General features: G+C 64.9%; 11 protein-coding genes. 3 read left to right on the forward strand and 8 right to left on the reverse strand.

What is annotated here, in order from left to right:
- Positions 1 to 193: 193 nt before the first annotated feature.
- The gene (locus CEY09_RS25745) at positions 194 to 2,245 is read right to left on the reverse strand and encodes a sensor histidine kinase (protein ID WP_175216770.1); all 2,052 of its coding nucleotides are present in this window, start codon (positions 2,243 to 2,245) and stop codon (positions 194 to 196) included.
- Positions 2,246 to 2,314: 69 nt separating this feature from the next.
- Here CEY09_RS25745 and CEY09_RS25750 point away from each other — a divergent pair, with 69 nt between their 5' ends.
- Both CEY09_RS25750 and CEY09_RS25755 read left to right on the forward strand, forming a co-directional pair.
- A complete protein-coding gene (locus CEY09_RS25750) occupies positions 2,315 to 3,022 on the forward strand; it encodes a response regulator transcription factor (RefSeq protein ID WP_088590781.1) in 708 nt (235 codons plus the stop codon).
- 123 nt (positions 3,023 to 3,145) lie between these two features.
- The gene (locus tag CEY09_RS25755; RefSeq protein WP_088590782.1) at positions 3,146 to 4,363 is read left to right on the forward strand and encodes a benzoate/H(+) symporter BenE family transporter; all 1,218 of its coding nucleotides are present in this window, start codon (positions 3,146 to 3,148) and stop codon (positions 4,361 to 4,363) included.
- A gap of 9 nt (positions 4,364 to 4,372) precedes the next feature.
- Here the strand turns inward: CEY09_RS25755 and pdxR are convergent, their stop codons facing one another.
- The 4 genes from pdxR to CEY09_RS25775 form a co-directional block, all read right to left on the reverse strand.
- Entirely contained in the window at positions 4,373 to 5,872 is a 1,500-nt protein-coding gene (gene pdxR, locus CEY09_RS25760) for a MocR-like pyridoxine biosynthesis transcription factor PdxR (RefSeq protein WP_088590783.1), read from the reverse strand.
- A 67-nt stretch (positions 5,873 to 5,939) separates the two neighbouring features.
- Positions 5,940 to 6,716 carry an SDR family oxidoreductase gene (locus CEY09_RS25765; RefSeq protein WP_088590784.1) on the reverse strand — a complete coding sequence of 259 codons (777 nt, stop codon included), beginning with the start codon at positions 6,714 to 6,716 and terminating at the stop codon, positions 5,940 to 5,942.
- Positions 6,717 to 6,747: 31 nt separating this feature from the next.
- Positions 6,748 to 7,662, reverse strand: coding sequence for a beta-keto acid cleavage family enzyme (locus CEY09_RS25770; RefSeq protein WP_088590785.1), 915 nt, complete (start codon positions 7,660 to 7,662; stop codon positions 6,748 to 6,750).
- A gap of 10 nt (positions 7,663 to 7,672) precedes the next feature.
- Complete coding sequence (locus CEY09_RS25775; RefSeq protein WP_006222374.1) at positions 7,673 to 8,887, reverse strand: ABC transporter substrate-binding protein; 1,215 nt, start codon at positions 8,885 to 8,887, stop codon at positions 7,673 to 7,675.
- Positions 8,888 to 9,113: 226 nt separating this feature from the next.
- Between CEY09_RS25775 and CEY09_RS25780 the strand changes: the two genes are divergently transcribed.
- Complete coding sequence (locus tag CEY09_RS25780) at positions 9,114 to 9,788, forward strand: Crp/Fnr family transcriptional regulator (RefSeq protein WP_088590786.1); 675 nt, start codon at positions 9,114 to 9,116, stop codon at positions 9,786 to 9,788.
- Between the two features lie 92 nt (positions 9,789 to 9,880).
- Here the strand turns inward: CEY09_RS25780 and panB are convergent, their stop codons facing one another.
- The 3 genes from panB to CEY09_RS25795 form a co-directional block, all read right to left on the reverse strand.
- Complete coding sequence (panB, locus tag CEY09_RS25785; protein ID WP_088590787.1) at positions 9,881 to 10,756, reverse strand: 3-methyl-2-oxobutanoate hydroxymethyltransferase; 876 nt, start codon at positions 10,754 to 10,756, stop codon at positions 9,881 to 9,883.
- A gap of 128 nt (positions 10,757 to 10,884) precedes the next feature.
- The gene (locus CEY09_RS25790) at positions 10,885 to 11,940 is read right to left on the reverse strand and encodes an RNA methyltransferase (protein WP_088590788.1); all 1,056 of its coding nucleotides are present in this window, start codon (positions 11,938 to 11,940) and stop codon (positions 10,885 to 10,887) included.
- Between the two features lie 72 nt (positions 11,941 to 12,012).
- Positions 12,013 to 12,735 carry an SDR family NAD(P)-dependent oxidoreductase gene (locus tag CEY09_RS25795; protein ID WP_088590789.1) on the reverse strand — a complete coding sequence of 241 codons (723 nt, stop codon included), beginning with the start codon at positions 12,733 to 12,735 and terminating at the stop codon, positions 12,013 to 12,015.
- Position 12,736: the final 1 nt, after the last annotated feature.

The following is a 12,736-nucleotide window of genomic DNA, read 5'->3' on the forward strand; positions in this document are numbered from 1 at the left end:
TTTAAATCTGAGCAAATCTAAGCAAGTCGAAAATGTTCGAGAATTCGGCTTACGGGATTCAAAAAAGCGCGATGTAGCGTGCAATTGGGCGAAGTTATCCCTCCAGGCGCTAGCCCGGCCAGAAACATATAGATGCTTTTCTGCAACAGATTGTCGGGTGTCGACACCGCGGGCGGCGCCATCCCCGGCGCGATCAGCCTGCCCCCGCTCCCTTCAGCCGGCGCGGCAGGCTCAGGCAGAAACACACCGGCTCAGCCCCACCCGCGCTCTTCAGGAACACCGAACCGCCCAAGCGCTCGGCGATTGTCCTGACCAGGTATAGCCCTAAGCCGGCACCTGGATGGCGCAAGGCGTTCGGGCCCCGGTAGTACTTCTGGAACAGGCGCGCCTGCTCGGCGGAAGCAATGCGGTCGCCGGAGTTGGCCACGTCGATATGCAGGCAGTCGCCCTCTTCGCGTAGCGTCACTCGAACCGCCCTGCCCGGCGCGCAATGCCGGTCGGCATTGGCCAGCAAGTTGCGCAACGCGATGCGCAGCAAGCCGGCGTCGCACAGCAAGACGTGTTCGCCCGCGCCATAGACGCACTGGATGCGGCCTGCGGGAAACTCGCGGTTCAAATCCGCCAGCAGCGCCAGCAGGTCGCATTGCGTCAGGCGCAATTCGGCGCTAGGTTCGCGCATACGGTCATGGGTCAGGTATTCGTCGACCAGCGCCAACAGGCGCATGGCCGCATCGCGGATATTGCCGCAGCGCGCCAGGCTTTTCTCGACGGGCGCGGCCAGATTGCGGCCCAGTTGCTGCGCCGATGTCGTGATGATGGCAAGCGGCGTACGGAATTCATGGGACACCATCGCCACGAATTCGCGTTGCTCGGCGAACACGCGACGTTCCTGTTCCAGCGATGCGCGCAGTTCATCCTCAAGTTCGACCCGCCGCTGGATCTCGCCCTGCATTTCGGCCGTGCGCAACGCCACCTCCTGCTCCAGCCGATGGCTGTGCTGGCGCGCCATGTCGGCCGCCAGATTGGCCTGCTGGCGCTCCATGTCGCGGCGCTGGCGCTCGTAGCGCCCCACGATGATCAGGCTGAGCAGCAGCATGTGCAGCATCGTGCCCAGCGTAGAGACGTATTCCGTGAACACGTTGACTGGCAGCACGCCCAGATTGCGCAAGAAGGCAATCAGCACGCCGATATAGAACACCCCGAAAGCCAGGGCGAAAAAGCGCGCCGGACGCCAGCCCTTTTTCAGCAGATAGGCGGCCAGCGTCGTAAACCCCACGATCAGCGCCAAGGCCAGCAACTGGATCGGTTGCATACCCCACCCGTAGTGTCCCGACACGACCAGGGCCGAGCACACCACAGCAATACCCCAGAACAACCGCTCCAGCCAGCGCACCGCACGCGGATACAGCGCGCCCAGATTCAGCTGGGCAAAGGCAATCCGCAACGCCACCGGCAAGCTCACCGCAATGCCCACGCCCAGCATCCGGTCGCTCCAGCCCACCGGCAAGCCCGTCAGCTGCTGCACCAGTCCCAGCGACATCACTTCATTGAAAACACAATTGCCGATGTAGGCCAGGAACAAGCCGCTCATGGGTGCGCGCGTCGCCCACCAGAATACGGCGTGCACGCAGATCAGCAGCAGATAAAAGCCGAAATACAGGCCGAACAGCAGCCCTTCGCGCCGCGACTGGTTATCGAACGCCAACCGCTGCCAGACCTCCAGGCGCGTCGCCATGGCGTTTTTGCTTTGCAGCCGCGCCAGGATCACATAGGACCCCGGCGCGGGCGGATCAAACTGAATCACCGGGGTGCGATAGTCCACCGGCCAATCGCGCCGCCGCACGTCCTCCCCGCTGTACCCCAGCGGCCTCCAGTCGCCATCCTGATGGACGTATAAGCGCACATCGTCCAGCAGCGCGTTGCTCAACCGCAGCATCCAGCCCCCGCGCGCCAGATCATCCACCTGCACCGGCAGACGCAGCCAGACGGTGGACGGGGTGAAACCCGCGCTCAGGCCAGCCGGCAGGCCCGCCCACCCCGATGCATCGGCCGCTTCGTCTACCGTCAACGTACCGGCCGGATCGTCCAGGCGTTCCAAATGGCCCGCGGCGTCCGCCAGCCGCACCTGCGCGTTCAGATGCAGGGGCTCTGCGCGCGCCTGCCCGGCGCCCGCCAGTGCGGCGACCAAGGTCAGCGCCAACAGCATCAATCCCGCCCACACCGTGGGGTAATATTTCCGTTTCATCGAGTCGCAATCCCGTGCAGCCACGCAGATTACACCACCCCTACAGCGGTTCCCACGCGGGCGTGTCCCATGCCTGAGGTCATCCTGCTGGAAGACGAACCCGTCTTGCGCCAAGAGCTGGGCGAGTTTCTGGAAGAGCTTGGCTACGCGCCCAGCTGCGTGTCCAGCCTGCAAGAATTCGACCGGCATTTTGACGCCGACCGCCATCGCCTGGCGGTGATCGACATCGGCTTGCCGGACGGCTGCGGCCTGGACCTGATCCAACGCCTGCGTCAGGAAGGCCAGCAAGTGGGCATCGTGGTGTTCAGCGCGCGTCAGACCAGCGCAGACCGGATTTCCGGACTGGGGCTAGGCGCCGACCATTACTTGGGCAAAGGTTGCGACCTGGACGAACTGGCCGCCGTGCTGGCCGCCCTGGAGCGCCGCCTGGGGCTGCAGCGGCTCCCGCCGCCTGCAGTCCAACCGACAGCGCCCAACTGGACCCTGGAAGTGGGGCCTCGCCGGTTGATCATTCCCGGCGCGCCGGCCGTGCCGCTGTCGCAGCAGGACCTGTTGGTGTTGCGCTGCCTGATGAGCCAACCCGGCGAGAACATCAGCCGCCGGCAGATCATCGAAGCACTGGGCTTCGACTACCTGGACTACGACCAGCGCCGCCTGGATACGCAGATGCGCCGATTGCGGCGTCGCGTGGAAGACGTCAGCGGACAGACGCTCCCGGTCAAGACGCTGCGCAACAGCGGCTATTGCTTCTACGAGCCCGCGAAGGTGCAGGCATAGCACCAAAAGCGGTCTGTTGAAGCATTCCGATGTGGCATGAGATGCCAGTCCACATCACTCCTACACTTTGCGCCTTGTTCCGGCTGCGCGCCCTGCGGCCCCTTTCGCAATCTGGAGTGATTCATGACGACATCGCCGGCTCGCCTTCGACCCGCCGACTTCTTTTCGCCCACCGTCGCCGCCCTGATCTCGGTCCTCGTTAACTACGGCGGGACCTTCGTGCTGGTATTCCAGGCGGCCGAACTGGCCCGGCTGACGCCCGCCCAGACGGCGTCCTGGGTGTGGGCCGTTTCCATCGGCGTGGGCGTTACCGGCGCCCTGCTCAGTTTTCGCTACAAGGAACCCATCATCACGGCCTGGTCGACGCCGGGCGTGGCCTTCCTGGCCACCGTAATGCCGTTCACGCCCTATGGCGAAGTGATCGGCGCCTATGTGATCTCGGCATTGGGCTTCATTCTGCTGGGCTGGTCCGGTGCGTTTGAGAAACTGGTGCGCATGATCCCCGGCGGCATCGCGGCCGGCCTGCTGGCCGGCATCCTGCTGCAGTTCGGCGTCAACGCATTCGGCGGCGCCAGCGTCGACCCGCTGCTGGTCATCGTGCTGGTCATCTCGTATGCGCTGCTCAAGCGCTATACCTCACGCTTCGCGGTGGTCGGCATCCTTGCAATCGGCGTGGCGATGCTGATCGCACAGCATCGGATCGACTTCTCGGCCATCCACCTGCGCCTGGCCGCGCCCGTTTTCGAAATGCCCCGCTTTTCAGTGCAGGCGCTGCTGGGCGTCGCACTGCCTCTATTCATCATCACCCTGACGGGCCAATACATGCCGGGCATGCTGGTGCTGCGCAACGACGGCTTCAAAACCAGCGCGAATCCCATCCTGACGGTGACCGGCCTGGGTTCGTTGATCATGGCCCCGTTCGGCGCCCACGCGTTCAACGTGGCGGCCATCACCGCAGCCATCTGCACGGGACCGGACGCGCACCCGGATGCGCGCAAGCGCTACGTTGCGGGGCTGGCCTGCGGGGCGTTCTACATCCTGGTGGGCACATTCGGCGTGACGCTGGCCACGTTGTTCATGGTATTGCCCAAGGCCTTCATCACCACGCTGGCCGGGCTGGCCCTGTTGGGCGCCATCGGCGGCAGCCTGGCCAACGCCATGGCCGACGCCCGCACCCGGGAAACCGCGCTGATCACCTTCCTGGCCACGGCTGCCAACGTCACGCTGCTGGGCGTGGGCGGCGCCTTCTGGGGGCTTGTCGCCGGCCTGACGGCGCACCTGCTGATGCACGGCGGCAGCCGCGCGCTGATCCCAAATTCGGCCAACCCGGCCAAACCGTAGCCTCGCCGCCTACCGCTTCCTGAGCGCGGCAGACAAGCGCCGCATGGCGGTGTCGATCTCGTGCGCGGTCAACGACGAATATCCCAGGATCCAGCCTTGCCGCTTGTCTGCACCGGCATACAGGCGGCTTAGCCCCGGCAGCAACAGGCCGGCGCCGGCCGCCTGCCGGATGGTTTTTTCCTCGGACCAGCCGCGGGCAAGCAGGCAAGGGATCTGCAACCCGCCTTCCGGCCGCAACGCCACCGCAATGCCGTCCATGTGCTTGTCCAGCGCTTGCAGCATGGCGTCGCGACGCGATGCGTACAGCTTGCGCATAGCGCGGATGTGGGCGTTGTAGTGCCCGTCTTCCATGAACCGAGCCAAGGTCAGCTGCAAGATTTGCGGCGTGTGCCCGTCCAGGATGCTGCGTGCATAGGCAAAGGCGCTGACCAGCTCGGTGGGCAGCGCCATGTAGCCCATCCGCAGGCCCGGATAGAGCGTCTTGCTGAAGGTGCCGATGTAAAGCGTGCGCTGATACTTGTCCAGGCCCTGCACGCAGGCCGTCGGCAAGCCTTCGTAATGGAACTCGCTGTCGTAATCGTCTTCGATGATCCACTTGCCGTTCTCTGCCGCCCAGCGTGTCAGCTCCAGCCGGCGCGCCAGTGACAGCGTCGCCCCCGTGGGGTATTGATGCGAGGGCGTCACGTAGACGCAGTTGGCGCCGCTGCGGTCCGCGCGCAGCAGGTCCGTGCGAATGCCTTGCTCGTCCACGTCGATGGGCACGATCCTGGCCTCGGCCGATTCGAAGGCCTTCTTCGCGCCGAAGTAGCCCGGGTTCTCCAACAGGATCGGCTTGCCGGCATCCACGAGCAATTGCGCGCACAGGAACAAGGCCTGCCGCGTGCTGCTCAGCACCAGGATCTGGTCCGCCGACACGTTGGCGCCCCGCTCCAGGTTCAGATAGGACGCGATCGCCTTGCGCAGCGGCGCGGCGCCTTGCGGGTCGCCATGCAGCAACACCTGGCCGCGGTGGTCCTTCATCGCCTGGCGCTGCAAGCGTTCCCAGATGTCGGTTGGAAACGTCCGGGTCTCGGGCAGCCCCGTGGCAAAGGCCCGGACCGCCTGCTGATCCGTCACGCCACCGCTGTCGAATATCATCCTGCCCCGGCGGCTCAGGCCCGCGCCGGGCGCTGCCGCCTCGCGCTTGTCGTCGACCAGCTTGATACGGCGCCTTGCGGCCCCGTGCAACTCCGCGCCCACGGTGTCGGACACGTAGCTGCCCGACCCCGCACGCCGCACGATGTAGCCGTCACGGTGCAATTGGACGTAGGCGTTCTCGACCGTGTCGCGCGCCACCCCCAGCGAGGTGGCCATGGCGCGCGTCGCGGGCAACTTCACGCCCGGGTCCAGCGCGCCGTCCAGGATCAGGGCGCGCAGCGCCCGCTGAATGCGCTGATGCAGATCCAACGGCTGAAGGTCCGCATCGTTCATGCGGATCTTCAGCGTTTCAAGTTCGAATGCCCGGGTCATGCGGTCTGTTCGCCAGAGGAATGGTTGCCATAGAAGCAGACCATTCTATCCGGCGGCCGACCCTGGCTTATCCCAGGTGCTCCACGTTGCCGCACACGGAAATGCTTTGCCCGCTGATCATCGCGCCCTCGTCCGAACACAGGAACGCCACTTGGTTGGCTACATCTTCCGGCTGCGTCATGCGGCGCAGCGAGACTTTCTCCACCAGCTGCTTGCGCATGTCATCGTTGCTGACCCCGCCCGCCGTCGCACGGGCCGCGATCACGCGTTCCACGCGGTCACCAGCCACCACGCCGGGCAACACGGAGTTCACCCGGATGCCGTCGGGGCCCAGTTCCATGGCCCAGGTCTGCGTCAGGCCCGCCAGGCCGAATTTGCTGGCGCTGTAAGGCGTGCGCAACGAAAAGCCCAGGCGGCCCGCCACGGACGAGATATTGACGATGGACCCGCCCCCCGCCGCCCGCAGCAAAGGCACGGCGCTACGAGAGCAAAGGAAGGTTCCGGTCAGATTCACGTCCAGCGTATTCCGCCACGCGTCCAGCGCGGTGTCTTCCAGCCGGCTTGTCGGGCCCGACACGCCCGCATTGTTGATCAGCGCATCCAGCTTGCCCCATCGGCCGGACAGGTCTTCAAACATGGCAAGCACCTGGGCTTCGTCAGAGACGTCCGTGACGCTGGCGCTCAAGGCCGGATGCGCGGCACGCGCAGCCTCGCACGCTTGCGCGTTCACATCGCAGATATGCACGTCGGCGCCCGACTGCAGGAATTTGCGGGCAATGGCCAGGCCGATGCCGTGCGCCCCTGCGGTAACGAGGACGCGCTTGCCTTTCAATGAGTCGATCATGTTGCTTGGTCGGTGGAGGGTTGGGGGCCGGTCACAGCGCGAACGCCGGCCGGCTGCCGCTACGCAAAGGCAGGCCCAGCATTTCGCGCGCCTCGGCAGGCGTGGCCGGTTCCATGTCCATTTCCCGTATCACGCGCACGATGCGCTCGGTCAACTGGACATTGGTAGCCAATTCCCCGTGCCGGTAGTACAGATTGTCTTCCAGGCCCACGCGCGCATGCCCACCCAGCAGCAAGGCGCTGATATTGGCTTCCAGCTGCGCGGGTCCGATGCCGCTGACGCAGAAAATGCTGTTCTTGGGCAGCAGGTCCACCATCATCTGCAGATGCCGCGGCGAAAACGGCATGGCGTTCTGGAAATTACGGTGCACGTTCATCACCAGGTTGATGAAATGCGGAGCTTCGTCCAGGCCCTCGTTGATGAGCGTCGTCGCATCCTGCAGGATGTGCGTCGGGCTGAAAACCTCCCACTCCGGCTTGATGCCGCGTGCCTGCATGGCGGCCGCCATCTCGCGCGCCCGGGTCAGCGGCGTGTTCATCAGGTATTCGCGGTCACCGAAGGCCAGGTTCAAGGTGGTGGCGTCCAGCGTGCACATCTCGGCGCCGGCGTCCATGCCCTTGAGCCGCTCTTCCCACAGGATCTCCCAGGTACCGGGCGACGTCTCCTTGACCATGTCGCCATGCACGCCCCCACCCGTGGAGTTGTTCAGGACGATGTCGCAACGCGCGCGGATGCGCTCGTTCATGTCGCGATAGATGTCGGCGTTGCAGGTGGCCAGATCGTCCGGCCGCCGCGCATGCAGGGCCACCACGCTGGCGCCGGCGTTGTAGCAACGGTAGACGTCTTCGGCGATTTCCGCGGGCTGCGTCGGCAGATGCGGGTTCTGGCTTTTCAGCGCCATGCCCCCCGTCGGGGCGATGGTCACGATGACTTTGCGTTTGCTCATGGGATTCTCCTTACTTCCACAGCGCGCAGCGGCTTTCCGCCTTGGTCGTGAAGGCCTCGCTGCCGTCGATGGTCTGCACCACGTTGAAGTAGTCCCAAGGCGCCTTCGACTGCTCGGGCGTCTTGACCTGCAACAGGTACATGTCGTGCACCACCCGGCCGTCCGGGCGGACGACGCCGTCCTTGATGTACAGGTCGTTCAGCTTGTTCTCGCGCAGGTACGCCAGCACGCGGTCCGCGTCGTCGGTTCCGGTGGCCTTGACCGCACGCAGGTACTGCAACGCCGCCGAATAATCCGCCGCCTGCAGCGACGAGGGCATGGCCTTGCGCCGCTCATAGAACTTCTGGCTCCAGGCGCGCGTCTCGTCCGAAGTATTCCAATACCAGCTGTCGGTCAGGTACAGCCCTTGGGCCGCATCCAGGCCCATGGCATGGATGTCGTTGATGAACATGATCAAGCCGGCCAGCCGCATCGTCTTGGTGATGCCGAATTCATTCGCCGCCTTGATGGCGTTGGTCGCGTCGGCGCCCGCATTGGCCAGGGCCAGGATCTCCGCCTTGCTGCTTTGCGCTTGCAGCAGGAAGGACGAAAAGTCACTGGAAGCCAGCGGATGCTTGACCGACCCCACCACCTTGCCGCCGCCCGCCTCGACCACCTTCGTCGTATCGGCCTGCAACGCGTTGCCGAAGGCGTAGTCCGCCGTCAGGAAGTACCAGGTCTTGCCGCCCGCTTTCACCACCGCCGCGCCCGTGCCGCGCGCTTGCGCGACGGTGTCGTAGGCGTAGTTCAGGGTGTAGGGGGTGCATTGCTCGTTGGTCAGCGCCGGGGCGCCCGCGCCCACCACGATGATCGGCTTCTTCTTGTCGGCCGCCACCTTGGACATGGCAAGCGCCGTGCTGGAATTGGTGCCGCCAATCAGCATGTCCAGGCCCCGCTGGTCGAACCATTCGCGCGCCTTGGCCGACGCGATGTCCGCCTTGTTCTGGTGGTCCGCCGTCAGAAGCTCGATCTTTTTGCCGTTGATCTCGCCGCCCATTTCCTCGATGGCCATTTTGATGGCCTCTGCCCCGCCGGGGCCGTCGGGGCCGGAATAGACCCCGGACATGTCGGTAATGAACCCGATTCGAATAACATCGTCGGAAATCTGCGCATGCGCGATGCTCGCGCTCAGCAACGAGGCAGCGCCCGCGCAAGCGAGCGCGGTGCCGGACAACATGCGTGGCATTGACAACATACCCATCTCCTCTTATGGTTTTTGGCTCTTAAGGCCTCAACTATTCTGGGACTGGACCCCGAGTGCGGACAGTCATCAAGTTGACAAAGCGCCCTAGGGTTTACCTGTGCGTAAACATCACTGCTGAATAGGGAGCACTATGCGCGGACCGCCCACCGGTACCGGCAGCGAATCGCCAGGCGCCAAACGACGGCCGGCGCCATGCCCTGTCGACAAAATGCTGGACGTTGTTCCCTGGTACAACGGCTTGCCTCAACTTGAACGTGAAGTGGTCCGCGCCGAGCTGCGTGTGGTGTCGCTGCGCACGGGCGAATACCTGTTTCGCGAAGGCGCAAAGTCCCCGGGCTGGTATGGCGTGGTCGAAGGCCTGGTGAAATGGTCGTCGCGGGGGTCGGACGGCCGATCCCTGTCGCTGGCCGGTTTCAGTACCGGCAGCTGGTTCGGCGAAGCCACCATGATCCGCCGGGAACGCTTTGAATATGAAGTGGTGGCGCTACGGCCCAGCCGGGTCGTGATCTTGCCGCGCGACACCTGCGAACGCCTGTGGAACAACAATATCGAGTTCACCAAGGCGCTGATGACGCACCTGGCCCATCGGGTCAACTGGCTGATGGCCTCTTACACGGGCAACGTGCTGCTGGATGTCGACACCACGGTTGCACGCGCCGTCGCGGCGCAACTGGACGCCGAAGCGCATTCCGGCACCAACGGCCGCTTGAAGATATCCCAGGAAGAGATCGCCAGCCTGTGCGGCGTGTCGCGCCAGCGTTGCAACACCGCGTTGGTGACATTGGCCCGGGCCGGCGTCCTGCAGACGCACTACGGCGGATTGACGGTCCTGGATCGGGCCGCGCTGTACCGCCATGCAAAACTCGATCAGGAGCCCTCATGAAAAAGCCGCGCCACCCGGCCGCCTAGGCAGGCAACGTTGCCGCAAAAGGCACGGCCCCAGCCCCGAAGCCGGACGGCAACCGCGCCGACGGCTTACCAAGCATGCTTGGCGTCATCGGGAAATGACCCGCTCTTCACCGCATGTACATAACGCGCGATCGCGTCCTTGACTCCATCGCTGCCGTCCATGAAGTTGTGGACGAATTTCGCCATCCGGCCCAGGTTGATGCCCAGCATGTCGTGCAGGACAAGCACCTGCCCGGCAGTGCCGCGGCCCGCACCAATGCCAATCGTGGCGCAAACGGCCAGATCCGCCGTGATCGAGGCCGCAAGCGCCGCTGGCACCATTTCCAGGACCAGCATCGTGGCGCCGGCAGCTTCAAGCGCCGCGCTATCTTCGCGCAAGCGCGCAGCGGCTTCATCAGTACGGCCCTGCACGCGAAACCCGCCCAGTGACGACACCGTCTGGGGCGTCAGCCCAAGATGGCCGCATACCGGAACGCCACGTTCCACCAGGAACCGAGCCGTTTCCGCGACCCATCCTCCGCCCTCAAGCTTGACCATCTGCGCGCCGGCGCTCATTAGCGCCACGGCCGAGGTGATCGCCTGCTCTTTGGACACCTGATAGCTGCCAAAGGGCAGATCCGCCACAATCAGCGAGCGTCCCCCGGTGCGCCGGACGCCTTCCGCCACGCATCGGGTGTGATAAGCCATGTCCTCAAGCGTGACCCCGACGGTCCCATTGCCGCCCTGGCACACCATGCCCAGCGAATCGCCCACCAGCAGCGTGTCCACGCCGGCCGCATCCGCCACCGCCGCAAACGTCGCATCGTAGGCGGTCAGCATGGCGATCTTCTCGCCGCGGGCGCGCATGTCGGCGAAGGTCGGGACAGTGACCTTTTTCTGCGCTTCAGCAGGCCGCAACCCGTAAGGGGCAGCGGACGATGGGGAGTTCTCGGGCGTATTCATCTTGAGCGACCTGGCCTTCCATAACATCGAATCGTATCGGATGGTGTGCGGCCGATGCCAGCGGCCAGCAGGCCCGCTTCGCACCTCACACGCTGGGGCGAGCATAGCTCAGGCGGCTCTAGGCGGCGCTAGGCGGCTTCCAGCCTGGGCGTGCGCGGGCGACGCAGCACGACGACCTGTTCGGCGCCAACGGCTCGCGCGCGCAACTGGCCACAGCCGCCGTCCACATCCTGCCCGGCGCTGTTCCTCACCTTGGTCAACAAACCGCGGCTATGAAGGTAGTGGACGATCTCGCGGATGCGTTCGGGATCGGGGCGTTGGTAGTCGTCCCCTTCAAGACTATTGAAAGGGATGACGTTGAGCACGCAGTATTTGCCCTTCAGCAGGTGCAGCACGGCGTCGAGCTCGTCGTCGCCGTCGTTGACGCCCTTGAGCAACGTCCACTGGTACTGGATCGGGTATCCGGTGTCGCGGGCGTACTTTTCGCCCAGCTCGACCAGCGCTCCCGGCGAGATTTTCGCGGCACGCGGCAGCAGGTGTTCACGCAGCTCGGTCTTGGTCGTGTGCAGCGACAACGCCAGTGCGGGTTTGACCCGCTGCTTCGGCAAGGCCTCGAACACGCGCAGGTCGCCCACCGTGGAGAGCACCAGGTTCTTATGCCCGATATTGCCTTCGGTGCCCAACAGGTCAATCGCTTCGAGCACATTCTCCAGGTTGTGCGCCGGTTCGCCCATGCCCATGAAGACGACTTTCTTCACCGCGCGCAGACGCCGTGCCAGCACCACCTGGGCCAGGATTTCCATGCTGGAGACCTGGCGGATCAAGCCACTCTTGCCGGTCATGCAGAAACGACAGCCCACCGCGCAACCAACCTGCGTGGACACGCACAGGCCGTCACGCGGCAGCAGCACGCTTTCCACCATCTGCCCATCGGCAAGGTCGACGAGCAAGCGCGAGCCGTCGTTGCCGGCATGCTCGGAACGGATACAGGCAAGACCGTCCAGTTCCGCCGTCACGGCGGGCAACGCATTGCGCAGCGCCAGCGGCAGGAAATCCTCTGCGCGCCGCCGCCGCGTGCCGGTGTCAAGCGCCTGCCCGTTCAGCCAGACGCGCATGAGCCGGCCGCGATGGACAGGCTGGGCGCCGAGTGCGGCAAGGCGATGATCGAAGTCGGAATAGCGCATAGGGAGCGGATTGTACCCAGCCGGGCATGGGTCGGACGGACGCCAGCCCGGCAGCGCCGCCTCGCTTCCCGATCAATAAGCCGTTTCCACCCGCCAGCTGATCGGTATTTCCGCCACGCTGGCCGTGGCGGGAAGCTCCAGCGCCATCCGGGCGATCCTGGCAACTTCCTGGGGCTGGGTCAATTGCGCCTTGACGGAGTCGTCCACGCCGTCGGCCATGTCGGTGGCAACAAAGCCCGGGCAGATTGCGGTGCAACGGATCCGATCCCCTTCGCCGGCATGGCGGATGCCATGAGCCAGCATCAGTGCAGCGGCCTTGCTCATGGAATACAGCCCGCCTTCCGCCGCCCGCACGCGCTTGCCGGCCAGCGAGGCAATCACAAGCACCTTGCCCTCCGGCGCGGCCTGTAAATGGGGCCAGACCAACCGCGTCAGACGCATGGGCGACTTGACGTTGACGGCGAAGATATCGTCGAAGTCCTGGTCGCTCGCTTCGATCACGGACTTGCCGCTAAGGATGCCAGCGTTATGGACGATCGCGTCGATTCGTCCAAAATGGCCGTGCGCCGCGGCCACCCAGGCCGCTTCACTTGCCGGATCCCGCGCATCGAAGGGCGCCCCATGACAACGATCCGCTCCATACTCCGCCAGCGCCGCCACAGGCTGGCGTGTCCCCGCCGACACTCGCCAGCCATGCGCTAGCAGTTCACGTGCCAGGGCCAGCCCGATGCCCCGGCTGGCGCCGCTGATAAGCACCACACGGCCCTCACCCGCCTCGCGTTCAACAGTCATCATG

Origin of the sequence: Achromobacter marplatensis, from assembly GCF_002209535.1 — a bacterium.
GTDB lineage: Bacteria > Pseudomonadota > Gammaproteobacteria > Burkholderiales > Burkholderiaceae_B > Achromobacter > Achromobacter marplatensis.

What these genes read in the sequence shown, in the direction of transcription:
- CEY09_RS25775 (WP_006222374.1), bottom strand. Translation starts at nt 8,887, where the DNA reads ATGCCACGCATGTTGTCCGGCACCGCGCTCGCTTGCGCGGGCGCTGCC.
- CEY09_RS25780 (WP_088590786.1), top strand. Translation starts at nt 9,114, where the DNA reads ATGCTGGACGTTGTTCCCTGGTACAACGGCTTGCCTCAACTTGAACGT.
- CEY09_RS25745 (WP_175216770.1), bottom strand. Translation starts at nt 2,245, where the DNA reads ATGAAACGGAAATATTACCCCACGGTGTGGGCGGGATTGATGCTGTTG.
- CEY09_RS25765 (WP_088590784.1), bottom strand. Translation starts at nt 6,716, where the DNA reads ATGATCGACTCATTGAAAGGCAAGCGCGTCCTCGTTACCGCAGGGGCG.
- pdxR (WP_088590783.1), bottom strand. Translation starts at nt 5,872, where the DNA reads ATGACCCGGGCATTCGAACTTGAAACGCTGAAGATCCGCATGAACGAT.
- CEY09_RS25790 (WP_088590788.1), bottom strand. Translation starts at nt 11,940, where the DNA reads ATGCGCTATTCCGACTTCGATCATCGCCTTGCCGCACTCGGCGCCCAG.
- panB (WP_088590787.1), bottom strand. Translation starts at nt 10,756, where the DNA reads ATGAATACGCCCGAGAACTCCCCATCGTCCGCTGCCCCTTACGGGTTG.
- CEY09_RS25770 (WP_088590785.1), bottom strand. Translation starts at nt 7,662, where the DNA reads ATGAGCAAACGCAAAGTCATCGTGACCATCGCCCCGACGGGGGGCATG.
- CEY09_RS25795 (WP_088590789.1), bottom strand. Translation starts at nt 12,735, where the DNA reads ATGATGACTGTTGAACGCGAGGCGGGTGAGGGCCGTGTGGTGCTTATC.
- CEY09_RS25750 (WP_088590781.1), top strand. Translation starts at nt 2,315, where the DNA reads ATGCCTGAGGTCATCCTGCTGGAAGACGAACCCGTCTTGCGCCAAGAG.
- CEY09_RS25755 (WP_088590782.1), top strand. Translation starts at nt 3,146, where the DNA reads ATGACGACATCGCCGGCTCGCCTTCGACCCGCCGACTTCTTTTCGCCC.